Source organism: Paenibacillus sp. FSL R5-0345 (assembly GCF_000758585.1).
Classification (GTDB): Bacteria; Bacillota; Bacilli; order Paenibacillales; family Paenibacillaceae; genus Paenibacillus_AQ.
Map to the genome: position 1 here is coordinate 6,579,607 of NZ_CP009281.1, position 17,884 is coordinate 6,597,490.

Genomic DNA, 17,884 nt, shown 5'->3' on the forward strand with positions numbered 1-17,884 from the left:
ATCCTAAGCTACATCCTTAAGGAGATAGTACATGAGAGTGCATGAGAACAACCCGTGAAGCTTAGTCGCTTCACGGGTTGTAGCAGGAACATCTAGCGTTCTGAAAGTTTCCCTTGCGTCTTCAATGCAGCAAGCCTGCTCTTATCCTCGGCCAGCAGTTCTTCAGCCAACTCCACACCTTGGGGGCCTAATGAGGCCTGAGCTTGTTCTACCGCCTGTTCGGTATGCGCCAAACGGTTCTCAGCCTGTGCCAAAGTCTGTTCTGTTGGATGACTAAGCGCCTGAGAGACAGAGAAATGAAGCTTGCCTAAAGCATTTTTGGCTTGAGTTACATTGTCGTTCGCTTGCAGACTGGAATCGGGTTGTTTCATAAATGAAATTCGCTCCCTTCTGAAATGCGCCTGTTCCCTTCTAGCATGGTTTAGGATAAGTAACTTTATGCATTACACCTTATTGGATGATGGATTGCATGAAAGTAGTCATTTCTTTGCTGGCCTTATTTAAGCGTTCAATCACCCCGCTGAATTCAGTGACCAGTTCTGCTTGTGCGTGTGAAGATGCGGAGATCGATTCAATTTCTAGCTCCATCTGTTTAATGGACTTTTGAACATCACTGAGTGATTTTTCAATATTATGGGTTGCTTCTTTGGTATTTACGGATAGTTTTCGTACTTCCTTAGCCACAACACCAAAGCCCGCCCCCTGCTCTCCTACACGCGCAGCTTCAATGGCGGCATTTAGTCCTAGCAGGTTCGTCTGCTCAGAAATCTCACGAATGAAGCTGGTAACCTTATTCACTTCTCGAGACTCTGTTACCGCTCTACGTGTATTATCTAATATTTGCTGCGAGGTGGCCGATAATTCTTGAGATTGTGCGGCTACGCTCTGAACCATATCCATTAAGTGATTGCTTATCCCATTAATTTCGTCTGTAAATACCTCAAGCTTATTCTCGTTCTCCAGTGTGTAGGCAATTGCGAACACGCCTACTACCTCGTTGTCTGTTCCATATATAGGCACACATGTTGAAATTACAGGAGATCCATAAATTTCTGCTGGAATCCGGTTAAAGCTAACCTCACCTTTCAATCCATTTGAAAGCGTTAGATCTTCAGGCGGAATAGGACTTCCTTTGGCCAGTCCAAAATCAATGGCATTACTGGGAGTATAATACTGGAAGATTTCCCTGTCCGTAATACCGATCATAATATCTTGCGAGTGAAGCTTTTTGAAGTAAGGTGCTGCGAGGACTAAGGCATCGATAATACTCATCTGTTCATCTCCCATTAAGTAAATGTATATGTAAGTTTATCGACACAATGGGTGACATAATGAATATTGTCATATTAAAGTAACAATTCTACCGTAGGATGGATTCATGAACACTAAACCTATTAGCAGACGTCAATTTTTAAAGAAAAGTGCTCAAATCTCGCTGGGGTTACTTGGAACAGCCAGTGCATCCGGCATTTATTCACACTGGGTTGAGCCGTACTGGCTTGAAGTAAAATCTATAGATATAACAATTCCTATACTCCCTCCTACATTCGATAGATTTCGTATCGTTCATTTCAGTGATTTACATTTAGGCGTATACTCGAGGCCAGAAGCTCTAACAGAGTTAGTGCAGCAAATTCAACAGGTCAGTCCGGATCTGATTTGCTTCACTGGGGATCTGTTAGATCATTCTGTGGATTATATTTCAGAGGCTGTAGACTTCTGTTCGCAGTTGCGGGCTCCTTTTGGGCAATATGCAGTGTTAGGTAACCATGACGCTTTTGGCACTCGGAGAGCTGTAACGAAAGGGTTAGCGCAAGCTGGCTTTCATGTACTTCACAATGAACATGCTGTCTTAAAAAAAGATAGAAAAGAGCTCTATCTTGCTGGGGTGGATGATCCGTGGGTTGGCAAAGCAGATATCCAACAGGCGCTGCTCCATATCCCCGACAAGGCATGTACCCTGCTCCTTGCCCACGAGCCTGATTTCGCCGATGAATATAGTGATCTCCCCATAGACCTGCAATTGTCCGGCCATAGTCACGGAGGGCAAGTGCGCCTCCCACTCGTTGGCGCTTTGTATACCTCGCCTCACGGCAGTAAATATTCAAATGGATTATACCAGCTCCCGAACAGCCGACTTCAGGTCTACACGACACGTGGGATTGGAGTAACTCGTATGCCCATACGTTTTAATTGTCGTCCCGAGCTTACCATAATTACTTTGAGATCACCTATTGATTCATAAATTCATTAATGGTTAAAGAAAATAGACCTGGAAGTTAAAAAATCGTTAGAATCTCTGTGATTTTTCGTATTCAATGCAACAACACTGTAACCCCAGATGTAACCAAATCTATTAGAGGCTTAAGTATAATCGTAAGAGTGATAGCGGAAATCAACACCTATCGAACTACATAAGCCCATTAATGGGAAGGAGAAATATAACCATGAATAAAACAATGAAATGGACGTCTGCTGTATTAGCTGCTGGAGTATTACTTGGAGGATCGGGACTAGTAGGAGGAACTTTTGTTAATGCCGCAGCTACCGGAGGAAATACCGTAAAACAAGCCACTCAACAGCCTTCTGTAGTGCTTAAATATAAAGGCCAAGTCTTAACACAGCAAGGGAAAATCGTAGACGGAAATACCATGATTCCTTTAACTGTATTGCGTGATGCCTTTGGTCTTGCCATTGATTATAATTCAACCACTAGAACTTACAGTGTGGGCAGCGACTCGATGAAGCTTAACCTAGAGGTTTCTGACTATGGCGTCAGCACAGATTTGAACGGATACTATATTTATAGTATGACCGGAAATCATGAAGCGAAGATGATCAATGACCGCCTATATGTCCCATTCAAGCTGTTAAATGATTATTTAGGGATTCAAGGCGTATATAATCCAGTCCAGAAATCACTAGAACTTAGCAAGCTGGTGATGAATGATATCAAGATTACCTCTGTTACCTTGGATAAGAGCAATAAAAATGCTACTATTCAGATTCAGTATCCAAAAATCAGTGGTCTAACAGATGAAGTGCAAAACACGATTAACACAGCCTTCAAAAAAGAAGCTGAACGATTCGCTTCAGAGGCTGAGAAAGAAGCCAGCCGTAGAGATGGCACGATAGAGCATAAATATGACTACTCTCAAACTTATGTAGTCACCTTTAATCGTGAAGGCGTACTTAGTATTGTAGTCGATCAATATGGATATAGCGGTGGAGCACACGGCGGTACTATTCGCGAGGGACATACCTACTCACTGAAGGATGGTAAGAAGATAGAACTTAAAGACCTGTTAAAGGCAGAACCAAACTACAAACAAAAACTAGATAAAATGTTGAAGCAAAGCACTAAGGATGTAGCTTTTCCGGAGTCAACTGGTGGTCTAACAGAGAAGCCTGCCTTCTTCGTCAGTGAAAGTGGCTTAGCTATCTTCTATCAACAATATGAAATCGCACCTTATGCAGCTGGAATCCCTACCTATACCTTTAATTTTAGTTCAATACTGCCTAAAGGCACTAATCCATTTGCTTCTTTCAAATAAATCACCACTAACGCAAAGCAAAAAGCACCTCAGCCAATCAGCTGCGGTGCTTTTTGTTATCTTTATTATTCTTCTAAACTGCCAGCTGGTCCAAAGAATTCAAAATGAATTCTCTCCTCCGGTACCTGCCATTCCTTGAGAGCCTTATAAATGGCCTTCATAAAAGGAGTCGGCCCACAGAAATAGAATTCAGCGTTCACGTCTGCTATTTCTTGAAGCCAAGAAAGATCAATATAACCAGATCTATTGCACTTGTCTCCTTCTCCTGGAGATTCATAACATACATAAGAACTTAGAGCAGGATGAGATTGCGCTAAATCTGCCACCCTATCCTTCATAGCATGCAAGCTTCCATTGATGGCTGCATGAATATAGGTTACCTCGCGTTCTGGCTGTGCAGCAATGATTGTCTCCAGCATACTTACCATTGGAGTTAGCCCCACACCCCCGCTGATTAGAACCACCGGAGTGTCACTAGTCTGATCCAGTACGAAATCGCCCGCTGGAGAGCCCGCTTCTAATATAGATCCCACTTGGACGACATCATGGAGATAAGTAGATACGACGCCAGCAGGTTTATCTAGCCCTTCGCTCTCCCTTTTAACAGTGATACGGTAATACGCCTGATCCGGAGCACTGGACAAACTATAGTGGCGAACATGGGTATATTCCTCACCCTCTGGGTGAACACGAACCGTGATATACTGACCCGGGGAATAAGAGGCGATCGCCCCTCCGTCCTCAGGAGACAGGTAAAAGGAAGTAATAAGCTCACTTTCTCTAACCTTCCGAGTGACGATAAAGTTTCTGAATCCACTCCAGCCCCCCAGCGCTTCGGCAGCTTCACGATATTTTTCTGCTTCCACTCCTATGAAAGCATCTGCGATTACCCCATAAGCCTTAGCCCATGCATCTATAATTTCCGGTGTTGCCGCATCACCAAGCACTTTCCCAATCGCAGCTAACAAGGTCTCACCCACGATCGGATAATGCTCAGGCAATACACCCAGTGCTCGATGCTTCTCTGCAATCTGTTTTACCACCGGCAAGATATTTTCTAGCTGATCAATATTCATGGCCGCTGCAAGAACTGCATTAGCAAGTGCTGTCTGCTGTCTGCCTTGCCGCTGATTGGCATGATTAAATATATTCAATAGCTCTGGATGATTTTCAAATAACATGCCATAAAAGGTCGTAGTAATGGTTGTTCCATGAACCTGTAATACAGGAACTGTTGATTTTATAATAGCAATCGTTTGTTGATCTAACATATGAATACCCCTCTCTCCTGCAATACAATAAGATAATGCCTCTATAAAAAGCATATAGAATCTGCAAATGAGCGAGTGTGCGTTGAATCACTTTAGAATTTAATAAAATGTGAACAAACAAAAAATGCAATGATATCCATCACAATCGAATACCCAATCCAAAAAAAAGCTGCCCAAGCAGCTCACGTAGCTACCGGACAGCACTTTATCTCTTATTTTGCCAGCTCCACAAAGCCTTCTCCGAACACATCTCTTACATCGTGAATGGCGATAAAAGCCTCTTTATCAATCGATCTTACGATCTTCTTAAGCATGGTCACTTCCTGCTTGCTAATGACAATATAGAGCAGCTCTTTGGGTTCTTTAGTATAATACCCTCGGCCATAAATAACTGTGACCCCTCTATCCATGATTCGATTAACTTGTTCAGCAATTTTATCCTGCTCCTTGGATACAATTGTAACGGCCTTCTTAGGATTCACTCCCTCAATAATGAAGTCCATCACCTTAGTCGCTATATAGAGCATCACGATCGTAAACATCAGACTTTGCACACCAATGATGAAATACGAAGCAAATACCACAACTAAATCGACCAAGAGAAGAGCGTAGCTAACGTTCCAATCCAAAAATTTATGCAGAATTCTGGCGATAATGGTTGACCCTGCGGTCGTCCCACCCACGCGTATGATCATTCCGATACCCACACCAGACAAGATGCCTCCAAATATTGCATTGATGATCAACTCATCGCTGGTGATATGCCAATTCTTTGTAAGAATCAAGAATAACGAATTAAAAAACACCGCAATAATTGTATATACCGTCGTCGTTTTGTCTAAAAATTTATAACCCACAATCAATAATAAAGCATTAAGAATCAAGCTAACAATACCTGGCGACCACTGATACAAATAGTATGTAATCATAGTCAATCCCGTTACCCCGCCTTCACCGAACTCGTTCGGAATCACAAACAAGTTAACGGCCAAAGAGAACAACAATGCTCCTACAATGATGGAAACAATATCCGAAATACGCTTTTTCATACCATGCCCCTTCTATCCTCTGTCTATATCTACCATCCACAAATACTAACACCGCTTCGATATAGTTGTAAACAATCCAGAAGAAACCAGCATTCTATATAAGGCGTAACCGACTACCCCACCGCAAGTGTTTAAGATCAGATCATCCACATCAAAGGTGCCGATATACAATACCAATTGTGTAACTTCAAAGCTCAGACTCAGCGCAAAAGAGAGCATGAGGACTTTTCGGAATAACCTTTCTTTTTGTGAAAATAGCATAGGGACCATGCTCCCAAACGGAATAAATGCCAGAAGATTGCCCACCAAATTAAGCGATGAAAACGGATCTGAAAATGACAGTTGCTCTATCCCTCGCGAGATCTCTTTAAAGGGTATATAGTTGCCCTGTCGATGAAAAATTCTGTCAGGATGCTCAAGCATACGCCCCGCCTGTTCCCAAAGTGATTGCAAGCTAAAAGGTGCCCCTTTAAATAAAATGATTCGGATCAAGAAATACATATAGACGATAAATATGGCTGCCAGCAATAATTTCATAGTAGACATGCTTTTAGGCTCTGTACTCATTGAACTGTAGTCACAATTACGCCATCCATATTGTCACCCGACGTTTTATATTGCCCTTTCTTTGGAATCTTAATACTTGTATATCCCGATATTGGATAATAGCTTACTGTATATGTTTTACCATCTACAACCGTTGAAATTTCACTATTCTCCTTCAAAAGATCTAAATATTGTTCCAGCACAATCCCCTTCTCATGAATGATTGCACTGTGCGGCAACCCGACATAACGGAAATGCCAAGGTTCATATTTAATCCCCGTAATCTCCGTTTTGTCTTTAGGATAGCGTAGAATAAAGCCATATTTCCAAGCATTGTTTTGCAGCCATTTGCCCTCAGGCGCTTTGCTCATTTCTGCTTGAGACGATCCGATGTCCAGCGATAAGCCTAAATTATGTTCACTATATTGTGCCGGTAAAGCATAATCTGAACCTTTTTCCTCATACAATTTCTCTTGCTCATCAAAGTCTCTGTACCCACTGCTAATTAAAAAATGATTCACGCCGTCTTTCTCCGCAGCCTTGATCATCTTATTGAATGTAAGTGCTACACTTTCAGACAAACGAATAGAGGTGTCTAGTAAACCATATCCTTGAACCAGACCCTTCTGATCATATAAGGTCACAATATCAGACTTCACGCTGTCCTCATGTACCGGATATTGTTTGTTTACCAGCAATAAATCTCCTTGATATACCTGATCTTGCGTAACCACCTTTATACTATCGCTATCTCTAATCGATCCTTTCCCGATCTTATCATTCTTATCAGCCAGATTACCCGTATCCGGTAAATAACGAGCGGCCGCATAACCAAGCAACAACACAATGATCATCAAAAAGCCCCACTTTTTCATCCGTAATGTCCTCCCATTTCCTCGATAGGAATAGAATAACGAAGACACTTTAAAGAAAAAGCAGGGCAATTATAAAGTTTTTCTTAAAATATACAAATCTCGCTGCCTATCCAGTAAAGGTATATCCTACGCCCCAGATTGTCTTAATAAATTTATTCTTATTCATGTCTTCTCCAAGTTTTTTGCGCAAAGTACGGATATGCACCATGACCGTGTTGCCACTCTCATAATAAGCTTCTCCCCACACCTGTTGAAAAATACTCTCTGCGCTAAACACCTGCTTGGGATGACTGGCTAATAAATGCAGAATATCAAACTCTTTCGGAGTTAAATCTATCACCTCGCCGTAAAGGGTGACGGTATGTTCCTCTGGTGAGATCATCAAGCCACCTACTTCAAGCACCGATTTTGGAATGGCTGCCGGCTGACTAAATTGTATAGAGCGGCGAAGTTGAGAATTAACGCGGGCGACTAATTCCATTGGATTGAACGGTTTGGTCATATAATCATCTGCGCCCATAACAAGTCCCGTGATCTTATCCAGATCAGAAGTCTTCGCACTTAAAAAGATAATCGGCAGATGATGCTGCTCCCGAATATGACGGGTTACCTCGTAGCCATCCAGCCCTGGCATCATAATATCCAGAATCGCCAGATCTACCGTTTGGGACTCAATAGCTTGTACCGCTGCCCGTCCATCCGATACTTTAATGATATGATACCCCTCTTTTTGCAAATGTAAGGCCACCAAATCGGCAATCTCCGCCTCATCATCCGCGATTAAAATCGTGATGCGCTTCATCTATATTTCACCCCTGTAGGTTTGTGCTATATGATCTACATCCATTATACCCCAAACTTAAAAACCACTCCTAGGATGAAGTGGTTTCGATGAAATCAATGATGAATAAATAGTCCTGTTGTAATATTATTTATTTTTATGATAACTCTCTAGCAGGGCATCTAATGAAATGCCATTACTGTGACGCCTGAAAGATTGCAGTCTTTTATCTCTACATTCGAAAGATCACACTCTACAAAAGATGTGCCATTAAGCTGGCATCGTTCAAACTTATTGCCTTTACCATACAAGTGAATATCATGGAAATAGGCTTCTCCTAATTCACTATCGCTAACCTCGATTTCCCACAATCCGACTTCATTAAACTTAACAAGATGCATATTGATATCGTTAAAAGTAGTACTGCTCATATTAATATTGTCAAACTTGGTACCCGCCATATTTACATTAGAAAAGTTCGTCTTAGGCATATCAATATCATCGAATTCACTTTGGCCCATGGCCACACGACGAAAGTTGGTTTCAGGCATTCTTTCATCCTGAAAAACTCTCTTTTTAAATTCGTCCTGCAATTTGTTTTTACTTAGATTGTTATTCACTGTACGCAACATCTCCCTTTTTAAGATCGTTCTTGATCTGCGGAGTCTACTCTCGACAGCTTCAATAGATAAATCAAGGAAATCAGCGATTTCCCTAACCTTGTAGTTGTCGATATAGAATAGAATGGTGACTATACGGTTAGCTTCGGATAAGGTGTTTAATGCCTTCCACACATCTTGCTGGAGTTCTTTTCGGAGGAGCTGATCTTCAGTAGTCTCCAGCTGAGAAACCTCGATTTGCTCCATGAATTCATATACAGCTTTCTTCTTATTCGCCCTAAACCAATCCATACATTCCCGTGAAGTAACTGCATATAACCAACTGGCGAGTTTCTCTGGCTCCTTTAAGTTGGATAAATTACGATAGGTCTTAACAAAAACCTCTTGTGTAATGTCTTGCGCAGTGTGGAAATCACCCAACTTACCGTAAGCTACTCCGTATACTGCATTGGAATATTTGCCGATAAGCCCACTGAATGCATCCATATCCCCTTTACACACCTTATCTACCAGTTCTGCATCCGTACAAGTCACTATCTGCCTCCTTAACAATCAAGTTCATAACATAAGACGGAAAAGGAGTTCAAAAACCGTCTTTATGCCTGCAAATAATCTTTTTAATAAAGAAAGGTCGATTTAAGATTCAGTACTACTGGCTTGTCGATACAGCTCACGGCTCTTATAACCCGCCCGTAGAATCATCTTCATTTCCTCTTTACGCTTAGCTCTTGTTGCCTCTTGTTTGGCACTATAGACATATCGAGCCCAATCTTTACGATAGCCCGGGGTAAGCGATTGATAGATGGTAAGAAGCTCCAGTGTACCTTTCAGATCTTCTTCCACATTTGGAATAAAAGAAATATAGTCATCCACAGATTGACTTGGGGTATTGGAAAGCTGACCTTTACCCTTAACATCCTCTTTTAACCCCACAACTGTAAAGACATCGTCTAATCCAACCATGCGTGCAAATTTAATATTACTGGTCCCGATATAGCCGTTCTCATCACTGCCCAGACCCTCTAGCAAGTCGTCACGATGAATAAAGGTCGGATACACTTTGTTTCCCTTTTTAGGATATGCCACAAAGAGATAGCCATTCTTATGAAGATGCTGATGTTCTATCACACGGTTCACTAGTTCTTGTAAAGACGACATATCTAGTACAAAAGCAAATATAAGATCATATGCTTCATTTAGCGAAGTATCATAATCGGACAATTCAGCTAAATAATCAGAGCCCTCCGGTTTATTCAATATCGCTACTTGGTTGTATTTTTGTAAGTTCAGCTTTTCTACGATTGTTTTAGTCACTATGCTTCATCCCCCAAATATATTCGGACGCTTCTTCATCGTGATCATTATAGCCTAACCGCTACCTAATCTAAAACATTCTACGCGCCGTCACAAAACGCTTCTTCCACTTCTCACTCAGGGCTTCATAATGAACGCCTTTCTCTTTGGAATACGTATGCAATATCTGATTATTTCCCGCATACATGGCAACATGACCAATCTCGAGACCACGTGCACTAAAGAACAATAAATCTCCTTTACGCAGCTCGTTGATCCCAACTTCCTTCCCTTCTTTGGCTTGATTATAGGAGGTGCGCGGCAGATCCACCGACAATACATCCTCAAATAAATGCCCTACGAAAGAAGAGCAGTCGAATGTAGAAGTCTGGTTCGTTGCTGCACCAAATTCATAAGGGGTTCCCAGATACTTCTCGCCGTAAGCAAGCAGTGCGCTTCCCTGTTTCTCAGCGAGCGACTCACTAGTATAATTGCTATATTTGGGTTTAGCAGATATGTATCCCGTCTTGTTGTCTTGCGTTCGCACTTCTAACCAGAAAGCATCCACTTCCCTAATCACATGTACCTTCTCACCTGCAGACAACATTTGCTGAACACCTGATTGGTCCGATGAATTTGGCGAACTGCGCAGGTTAACCCCATAAAGAATCGTTGTATCGTAATTCATCGCTGAGTAGATGCGGACTGTCCGAGTACTAGCCTCCCATTTCACGGTGCTACCTAGAGCCTCGCTGACAAAACGCAGCGGCATCATCGTATTACCACCGACGACCTGACCCGGAACGGTTAAGCTTAAGGCTTGTCCATTTTTGTTCGCGGTTAAATCTCCTATTTGATAAGTCAGTACCAGCGTTCCCTTAGTGGCCTTCACTGTTTTGGTATCGTTGTTCCATGAGATTGTTGCTCCCTGTTCTTCAAACAGCTTGCGCATGGGAACCAGCGTTGTACCGTTTATGAGCAAGGGCTGAACCTCTAATTCAAGCTGTCGATCGTCCAGAAAAACACCCGTAACCTGATTCTGAGGCGTTACCGCCGCATGGGCTGGAGCTGTATAGAGTATAGATGTGAGTAGTACAAGTAGTGTGGCTTTCTTATGAATCTTCATGATGTCATCACCTCGTTGATTGATACGTTCATATACTATTACTAAAATTAGGATCATTAGTTTTGTTACAATTTTTGGGGTTGGCGTCTAACTACAGTTCAAACCATGTAAAAAAAGAGGACTGCGGTCACCTTTCGGTGCCACAGCCCTCTTGTTAATCCACTTCAAAAATGGAATCAATGATGATCGGAAGATTATCTCTTACAGAAACAGCGCCCAATACCGAACGTGCATGACTGCCTTTGTCTCCGAATACCTCCAGCATTAAATCAGAACAACCATTGAGTACTTTATGATGTTCTTCGAATAAGGGATCGGCATTCACAAATCCTTGAATTTTGATCACTCGCTTCACTTTATCCAAGGAGCCTAAAGCTGACTCAAGGACGGCAAGAATCTCAACCCCTGTCTGACGTGCATAATGATAGCCTTCTTCGGTAGTGAAATCTTGGCCCAGCTTCCCTTTGGGATCTCCGGCTGGTCCTTTGCCCGATACAAAACATAATCCATTAACAATGACGTAGTTAGCATACTTTGCCGCCGGTTCACTAGCACTTGGCAGGACAATACCTAATTCTTCAAGTCTGTCCGCTATGATTCGATCCGTCACTTCAGTATCCCCCTCCAATTCACAACAGCTTCAATAAATTGGTAAGATCATACTAGTTAATCTAAATGGGGTCAATCCTCTTTTGCTTCAACCTCTGCTTCCCATCTCGATATCTCAGCTCGAACAATGGGTGCTACTTCAGTACCCAATAGCTCAATAGCTTTCATTACATCCTTATGAGGCATCGTACCTAGCGGTACATGCAGCATAAAGCGTGTAATCCCTACGTGTTTGCGTAGGTGAATGATTTTTTCAGCAACAGTATCTGGATCTCCCACATATAAAGCGCCTTCGAATCTGCGAGCCGCATCATAGCTCGCCCGACTATAATGACCCCAGCCGCGTTCCCGGCCAATCACATTCATGCTGGCCTGTGTAGAAGGAAAGAACATATCGGCAGCAAGCTGATTATCTTCTGCGATAAAGCCGTGTGAGTGTGAGGCAACCGGGAGCTTCGATACATCATGTCCTGCTTGGGCTGCCGCTTTCTTATAGAGCTTCACCAGTGGAGCAAACTGCAGCGGACTGCCTCCGATAATCGCGAGCACAAGTGGTAACCCGAGCAGGCCAGCACGAATCACAGATTCTGTATTGCCGCCACTGCCAATCCATACGGGCAGAGGATTCTGAACGGGGCGCGGATAAATCCCCAGATTATTAATGGATGGACGATGATTTCCACTCCAGGTTACTTTTTCGGATGCCGTTAACTTTAACAACAGGTCCAGCTTCTCATCGAATAACTCATCGTAGTCATTTAAATCGTATCCAAAGAGCGGGAAAGATTCGATAAAGGAACCCCGGCCTGCCATGATTTCCGCTCGTCCATTTGAGATTCCATCGAGTGTTGCGAAATCCTGAAATACACGTACTGGATCAGCAGAGGACAGCACGGTTACCGCACTGGTCAACCGAATTCGTGTCGTCTGTGAGGCAGCCGCAGCCAGCAAAACTGCTGGAGAAGATGCGGCATAATCTTTTCGATGATGCTCACCCACACCAAATATATCTAAGCCCACCTTATCCGCAAGAACAATCTCCTCTACTACCTCGCGCAATCGCTCCGCATGACTTATTAATTCACCCGTTTGAACATCCGGTGTTGTTTCTACGAACGTACTGATTCCTATTTCCACTTACAAATCCCCCTTAACTATAATTTTCTCTTCGAGTTGTTTGTTTGATTATAACACAAGTTACGGTCAAGTATAGCTAGGCATTAATGCCTAGCTCCAGCTTGTCCAAAAACCTATTCTTAAAATTTGCAGAACATCACTGACAAATAGAGGATTTTGATGAAATATGTTGAAATGATCTAAAACAAGTAGCTTTCATGCTTGATATAGGAGGGACATATGCTTCAAAGAAACAAACACAAAAATTCCATAACGAAACAAACCTTCAACCCTGTTCGGGGCTCCTTAAAAATCGCCGTAATATATTTTATTGTAGGGTGCTTATGGATCCCCATAACAGATAAGGCCGTTTCCGCTTTTACGCGAGATCCGGAGTGGATAAGACTTATTAATATAATTAAAGGCTGGTTCTTTGTCCTCATAACAGCTTTGCTTATCTATGCATTAATTCTAGGTACTCTGAAACGGATTAAAAGGATTGAGAAGAAACTGGATCTTGCCTATAGGGATAGGGTGAGCGCCCACGAAAATTTAGAAGCCGCCTATGAGGAAATCACAGCTACGGAAGAAGAACTCAGACAGCAATATGATCAGCTTATTGAGAATCAAGAGAAGCTAACCCTGAATGAAGAAAGAATGCATTACCTGGCGTATCATGATCTATTAACCGGCCTGCCTAATAAATTAGCTTTTTATGAGAATGGGCCTCGCATTTTGAAACTGAACAACATTGCAGCCTTAATGTTCATCGACATTGATTACTTCAAATATGTTAATGATACGATGGGCCATGAATTTGGCGATAGGCTAATTGTTAAGGTTAGTGAGAGGTTGGTGTCCCTGGTTGGGAGCAGTGGTGAAGTGTATCGTTTCGCTGGGGATGAATTTATCGTTCTTTTATATTCTATCGAGAACAGTCAGTGCATAACTAGCGTAGCCTCCCACATTATTGCCGGTTTTAAAGATGCGATTGAGATGGACGACAGTCTGTTGCATGTTAGCCTAAGCATCGGAATCAGTACTCACCCTGATCATGGCAGTAATATTATGGAGCTCCTTAAATCCGCAGACATCGCTATGTATAAAGCTAAAGACGCCGGCAAGGGCCAAATTATTGTGTTTGATCAACCGTTGAATGATACCTTCACTGAGCGAATGAACATTGAGAAGCAGTTATACAGTGCTTTAGAGAACAATGAGCTGGAAGTATTCTATCAACCCCAGATTGATCTGACTCAGAATAGGGTGACAGGACTAGAGGCTCTTATGCGCTGGAACAATCCTATACTAGGCATGGTACCTCCAGACAAGTTTATCAAAATAGCAGAGGATTCCCATCTCATCATTCCTCTTGGAGCGTGGGTGCTCAGAACAGCCTGTACCTTTTTGAAAAACCTTCATGAACAAGGATTATCACATCTAACGATGTCTGTTAACATTTCAATGCTGCAGCTACTGCAAAGCGACTTCAATGAGCTAGTTCTTGACACCTTGCAAGCTTCCGGGCTAGAGCCTGAATACTTAGAGCTAGAGATTACAGAGAGTGTTCTGGTTGAATCCTACGAATATGTGAGCAGTAAGCTGACTGAACTCAGAGCTCACAACATCAAAATTGCATTGGACGACTTTGGTACCGGGTATTCCTCCTTAAGTTATCTTACACATATGCCGATCTCTACTTTGAAAATAGACAAGTCCTTTATTGATTCCATTCGAACAGGGACACATCAAGCCGTTCTCGTTGAACAAATTATTATGATTGGTAAACGCATGAATATGTGTGTGATTGCAGAAGGTGTGGAGCAAACCGTACAACTCGATTATCTACAAGAGCAAGGCTGCGATAAAATTCAAGGTTACTTGTTCAGTAAGCCACAGTCCGCACAGAGTGTAAAAGAGCTGCTAACCGAGTGGGAGAAAATTTCAAGCTTAAGCCAATAAAGATGAACCTATTTTTTTATATAAGAAGGTGTTACCTAATTGAATGTCATGACATGGATTGACCTATCATTATTCTTCGTTCTGTTCGCTCTATTCATCTACATATTTATTTCCGTAACAATCACTAACTTACATAAGGTGTACTTGATTTTTCATTTTACTATGATGCTATGGCCCTTCTGTCAATTTGCTCTCAAAACTACAGCTGATCCCAAAGTTCAATTGTTTTATGTAAAGCTCGCTTTTATTGACTCGATCCTGTTAACGATTGGATGGCTTCTTTTTACGATATTCCTCACTGGGAAATCATACCTCCTTCGAAAAAAGAAAACGCTAATCCTATACATTATCGCGGCATTGATCTTAATAGGCGTGATCGTCAATCCGAAGCAAAGCTTTGTACTGCCTATGCATGGTGGATATGTTGAAAGATCCTATGGACCGCTTTTTTGGCTGTTTATTCTCTTCTTAATCACCACCATTATTATTTCTCTGTATATCATCTATTCAGCGCTTATATCAAACGCCACCCAGCGGATCAAAAAACAGGTTACTCATGTACTCAAGGGTGTACTAGTGTTGACTGTATTTGTATTACTGGATGTCTTTCTTAATGTGGTGCTGTTTAAATCTCAGCCGGTTATTCCAGGGATGACCTCACTAGGAATACTAATTTCTGCTATCTTTTTCGTTATTGCCATTCATCGTGATAAAATATTTGATCTCGTAACCATCGCCCATCAGGATATCATTGACACACTCACACAAGGAATTCTTGTACTGGATGATAATGAAACTGTGGTAGAGATTAATCGATCACTTTTGCCAAAAATCAACCTACAGATTGGTGATCCCTTCGACTTATCGACGCTAACACCTATGGAGCAGACTGCCAGCGCTTTCCGATTGTTTCAACATACATATCTTAAACAGCCCATGGAGAGAACCGAAGTTGAAGTATTCTACACCTCGCTCCAAGCATACATCAATATTACAGCGGCACCAATTATCGTAGGCGAGATCATGGTTGGACGGATTCTCACCTTTCAGGATAGAAGCGAGCTGCATCGCCTCATTGCTGAGACTAATCATCAGAACGAGATCTTGCAAGAGCGCAATCTGGCATTAATTCAAATCCAAAATGAGCTTTCTCAGACCAACCAAAAACTTAAGCAGATGGCCATAACCGACAGCTTAACAGGTTGTTATAACCGTCATTACTTAACACAGCACTTAGAGCATGAGATCATAGAAAACATGATATTGAAGCAGCCTTTTGCCATCATTCTACTGGATATCGACTTTTTCAAAACGGTGAATGACAATTACGGCCATTTAGTCGGCGATGTTGTAATTTGCAGTACGGTAGAGGTCATTAAGCAATCGCTGAGGGAGACGGATATCCTGGCACGGTATGGCGGAGAAGAGTTTATCGTTTATTTACCAAATACGAACCATACACAAGCAAACCGCTGGGCAGAGCATATTAAGTTCATGATAGAGGCCAATAAAGTACATGTGGATGAGGTTGCTCATTCTGTATCCATTACTGTAAGCATGGGGCTATTATCTATTAATAATTTTGCGGAGCAGTATATAGAAAGCCCGACCAATCAACTAAATGATTTATTCGAATCTGTGGACAAAGCCTTATATCAAGCCAAAAATGCAGGACGAAACCAAATTGTTGAGATCATAAGATGACGCGTGTTCAAATACTGTCACAAAAAAAAGAATCAGCCTACTTCTATCGAAGGTAAGCTGATTCTTTCTTTTTATATCTTTTTAACAAATTCAGATTTTAATTTCATAGCTCCAAATCCGTCAATTTTGCAATCAATATCATGATCTCCGTCCACTAAACGGATGTTTTTAACTTTGGTACCAATCTTCAGAACGGATGAGCTTCCTTTTACCTTAAGGTCTTTGATTACAGTTACTGAGTCACCGTCGTTTAATACATTGCCGTTGGCATCTTTGATAACCTTTTGATCTTCACTATTCTCAGACTCTGATTCTAATGTCCACTCATGTGCACATTCCGGGCAAACTAGTAGACTTCCATCTTCATAAGTGTACTCAGAATTACATTTCGGGCAGTTTGGTAAATTAGACATCGTTTCATTTTCTCCAATCGTAGTTCAAATTCTAGCTGTCTTACGGCTAACCTATAAAAGTATATTTCATATCCAGTAAGGATTCCACTATTTCGAAACAGTAATGTAATTTTGCTCTACACTTCCTAATTCCCGCATACAATAGACTACTAAATATTATCTTGTATATATTTTCGCAATTGACTATGATAATAATGTCAAATTTTCATGTAAATACATAGGAGAGTGAACAATGATTAGTCAAAGAAGTGTCGCATTTTCCATTATATTGTCATTAATTACATGTGGAATATACGGAATATTTTGGTTTATTGCTCTAACCAATGACGTAGGGAAGCTAAGCGGAGACTACACATTTACAGGAGGAAAGCATTTCCTTCTGACATTGATTACTTGCGGGATATGGAGCCTTGTTTGGGCCTATCAGATCGGTAAACATGTTGCAGAAGCTCAAAGACAACGTGGCCAACTCGTATCCGATAATTCAGCTCTTTATGTGATCCTTACAATCTTTAGTTTTGGTATTGTCACATACGCTTTGGTGCAATCAGATGTTAATAAATTGGTCTAATTTAACTAATTATAAGAGGACACACCCTAAACTATTTTGGAGTGTGTCCTTAAGTCTCCTAGGCTTACTATATTTCACCGTATGGATGCCCTTAACCAATATGGGTATACCTTGTTTATTTCATGAGTGGACTGGATTTTATTGTCCGGGATGTGGAATCACAAGAGTTATTCTATCGTTGTTGAGATTCGACTTCGTTCAAGCGTTCAGATTTAACCCGTTGCTATTTGTTCTAGCACCTCTGTATATGCTGTACTTGTTCACTGAGAAAAAGCGTATCCAGCCTCTTAGCCATGTAATTATGGCTGCGATGTTGATCCTGACTGTTACATTTGGAGTACTGAGAAATTTCCCGCTATTTGATTATTTGGCCCCTACAGTAATTCGTTAGCAT

General features: G+C 41.7%; 19 protein-coding genes. 6 read left to right on the top strand and 13 right to left on the bottom strand.

Features of this window, described 5'->3' with window-relative positions:
- Window positions 1-92 precede the first annotated feature (92 nt).
- Both R50345_RS29035 and R50345_RS32275 read right to left on the bottom strand, forming a co-directional pair.
- Window positions 93-371, bottom strand: a complete 279-nt coding sequence (locus R50345_RS29035) for a hypothetical protein (protein WP_042131567.1) — start codon at window positions 369-371, stop codon at window positions 93-95.
- A 79-nt stretch (window positions 372-450) separates the two neighbouring features.
- Window positions 451-1,272, bottom strand: a complete 822-nt coding sequence (locus R50345_RS32275) for a methyl-accepting chemotaxis protein (RefSeq protein WP_042131568.1) — start codon at window positions 1,270-1,272, stop codon at window positions 451-453.
- 106 nt (window positions 1,273-1,378) lie between these two features.
- On the opposite strand from R50345_RS32275, the gene R50345_RS29045 reads away from it, so the two are divergent.
- Together R50345_RS29045 and R50345_RS29050 are read left to right on the top strand one after the other, a co-directional pair.
- Window positions 1,379-2,245 (top strand): metallophosphoesterase, encoded by an 867-nt coding sequence (locus R50345_RS29045; RefSeq protein WP_042131569.1) that lies wholly within the window; start codon window positions 1,379-1,381, stop codon window positions 2,243-2,245.
- A 202-nt stretch (window positions 2,246-2,447) separates the two neighbouring features.
- The gene (locus R50345_RS29050) at window positions 2,448-3,554 is read left to right on the top strand and encodes a PdaC/SigV domain-containing protein (RefSeq protein WP_042131571.1); all 1,107 of its coding nucleotides are present in this window, start codon (window positions 2,448-2,450) and stop codon (window positions 3,552-3,554) included.
- A 65-nt stretch (window positions 3,555-3,619) separates the two neighbouring features.
- Here the strand turns inward: R50345_RS29050 and hmpA are convergent, their stop codons facing one another.
- The 10 genes from hmpA to R50345_RS29100 form a co-directional block, all read right to left on the bottom strand.
- Window positions 3,620-4,825 (bottom strand): NO-inducible flavohemoprotein, encoded by a 1,206-nt coding sequence (hmpA, locus tag R50345_RS29055; protein WP_042131572.1) that lies wholly within the window; start codon window positions 4,823-4,825, stop codon window positions 3,620-3,622.
- Between the two features lie 212 nt (window positions 4,826-5,037).
- Complete coding sequence (locus R50345_RS29060) at window positions 5,038-5,874, bottom strand: YitT family protein (RefSeq protein WP_042131573.1); 837 nt, start codon at window positions 5,872-5,874, stop codon at window positions 5,038-5,040.
- 45 nt (window positions 5,875-5,919) lie between these two features.
- Entirely contained in the window at window positions 5,920-6,420 is a 501-nt protein-coding gene (locus tag R50345_RS29065) for a VanZ family protein (RefSeq protein ID WP_197069724.1), read from the bottom strand.
- Between the two features lie 17 nt (window positions 6,421-6,437).
- Window positions 6,438-7,295, bottom strand: a complete 858-nt coding sequence (locus tag R50345_RS29070; RefSeq protein ID WP_042131575.1) for a D-Ala-D-Ala carboxypeptidase VanY — start codon at window positions 7,293-7,295, stop codon at window positions 6,438-6,440.
- Between the two features lie 106 nt (window positions 7,296-7,401).
- A complete protein-coding gene (locus tag R50345_RS29075) occupies window positions 7,402-8,097 on the bottom strand; it encodes a response regulator transcription factor (protein ID WP_042131576.1) in 696 nt (231 codons plus the stop codon).
- A 161-nt stretch (window positions 8,098-8,258) separates the two neighbouring features.
- Window positions 8,259-9,230: a sigma-70 family RNA polymerase sigma factor gene (locus R50345_RS29080; protein ID WP_042131577.1), complete on the bottom strand. Its 972-nt coding sequence runs from the start codon at window positions 9,228-9,230 to the stop codon at window positions 8,259-8,261.
- A 102-nt stretch (window positions 9,231-9,332) separates the two neighbouring features.
- Entirely contained in the window at window positions 9,333-10,013 is a 681-nt protein-coding gene (locus R50345_RS29085) for a YdeI/OmpD-associated family protein (protein ID WP_231574312.1), read from the bottom strand.
- Between the two features lie 67 nt (window positions 10,014-10,080).
- Window positions 10,081-11,115 carry a C40 family peptidase gene (locus R50345_RS29090; RefSeq protein ID WP_042131579.1) on the bottom strand — a complete coding sequence of 345 codons (1,035 nt, stop codon included), beginning with the start codon at window positions 11,113-11,115 and terminating at the stop codon, window positions 10,081-10,083.
- 154 nt (window positions 11,116-11,269) lie between these two features.
- Complete coding sequence (locus R50345_RS29095) at window positions 11,270-11,725, bottom strand: RidA family protein (protein ID WP_231573978.1); 456 nt, start codon at window positions 11,723-11,725, stop codon at window positions 11,270-11,272.
- Between the two features lie 71 nt (window positions 11,726-11,796).
- Entirely contained in the window at window positions 11,797-12,861 is a 1,065-nt protein-coding gene (locus tag R50345_RS29100) for an LLM class flavin-dependent oxidoreductase (RefSeq protein ID WP_042131580.1), read from the bottom strand.
- Between the two features lie 513 nt (window positions 12,862-13,374).
- On the opposite strand from R50345_RS29100, the gene R50345_RS29105 reads away from it, so the two are divergent.
- Together R50345_RS29105 and R50345_RS29110 are read left to right on the top strand one after the other, a co-directional pair.
- The gene (locus tag R50345_RS29105; RefSeq protein ID WP_197069725.1) at window positions 13,375-14,802 is read left to right on the top strand and encodes a putative bifunctional diguanylate cyclase/phosphodiesterase; all 1,428 of its coding nucleotides are present in this window, start codon (window positions 13,375-13,377) and stop codon (window positions 14,800-14,802) included.
- Window positions 14,803-14,850: 48 nt separating this feature from the next.
- Complete coding sequence (locus R50345_RS29110) at window positions 14,851-16,506, top strand: histidine kinase N-terminal 7TM domain-containing diguanylate cyclase (RefSeq protein ID WP_081389953.1); 1,656 nt, start codon at window positions 14,851-14,853, stop codon at window positions 16,504-16,506.
- A gap of 71 nt (window positions 16,507-16,577) precedes the next feature.
- Here R50345_RS29110 and R50345_RS29115 read toward each other — a convergent pair whose 3' ends face one another.
- The gene (locus R50345_RS29115) at window positions 16,578-16,919 is read right to left on the bottom strand and encodes a zinc ribbon domain-containing protein YjdM (RefSeq protein WP_042131582.1); all 342 of its coding nucleotides are present in this window, start codon (window positions 16,917-16,919) and stop codon (window positions 16,578-16,580) included.
- 232 nt (window positions 16,920-17,151) lie between these two features.
- Between R50345_RS29115 and R50345_RS29120 the strand changes: the two genes are divergently transcribed.
- Both R50345_RS29120 and R50345_RS29125 read left to right on the top strand, forming a co-directional pair.
- Window positions 17,152-17,490 carry a DUF4234 domain-containing protein gene (locus R50345_RS29120; protein ID WP_052414773.1) on the top strand — a complete coding sequence of 113 codons (339 nt, stop codon included), beginning with the start codon at window positions 17,152-17,154 and terminating at the stop codon, window positions 17,488-17,490.
- A 100-nt stretch (window positions 17,491-17,590) separates the two neighbouring features.
- On the top strand, window positions 17,591-17,881 hold the full coding sequence (locus tag R50345_RS29125) for a DUF2752 domain-containing protein (protein ID WP_231574313.1): 291 nt from the start codon (window positions 17,591-17,593) through the stop codon (window positions 17,879-17,881).
- Window positions 17,882-17,884 lie beyond the last annotated feature (3 nt).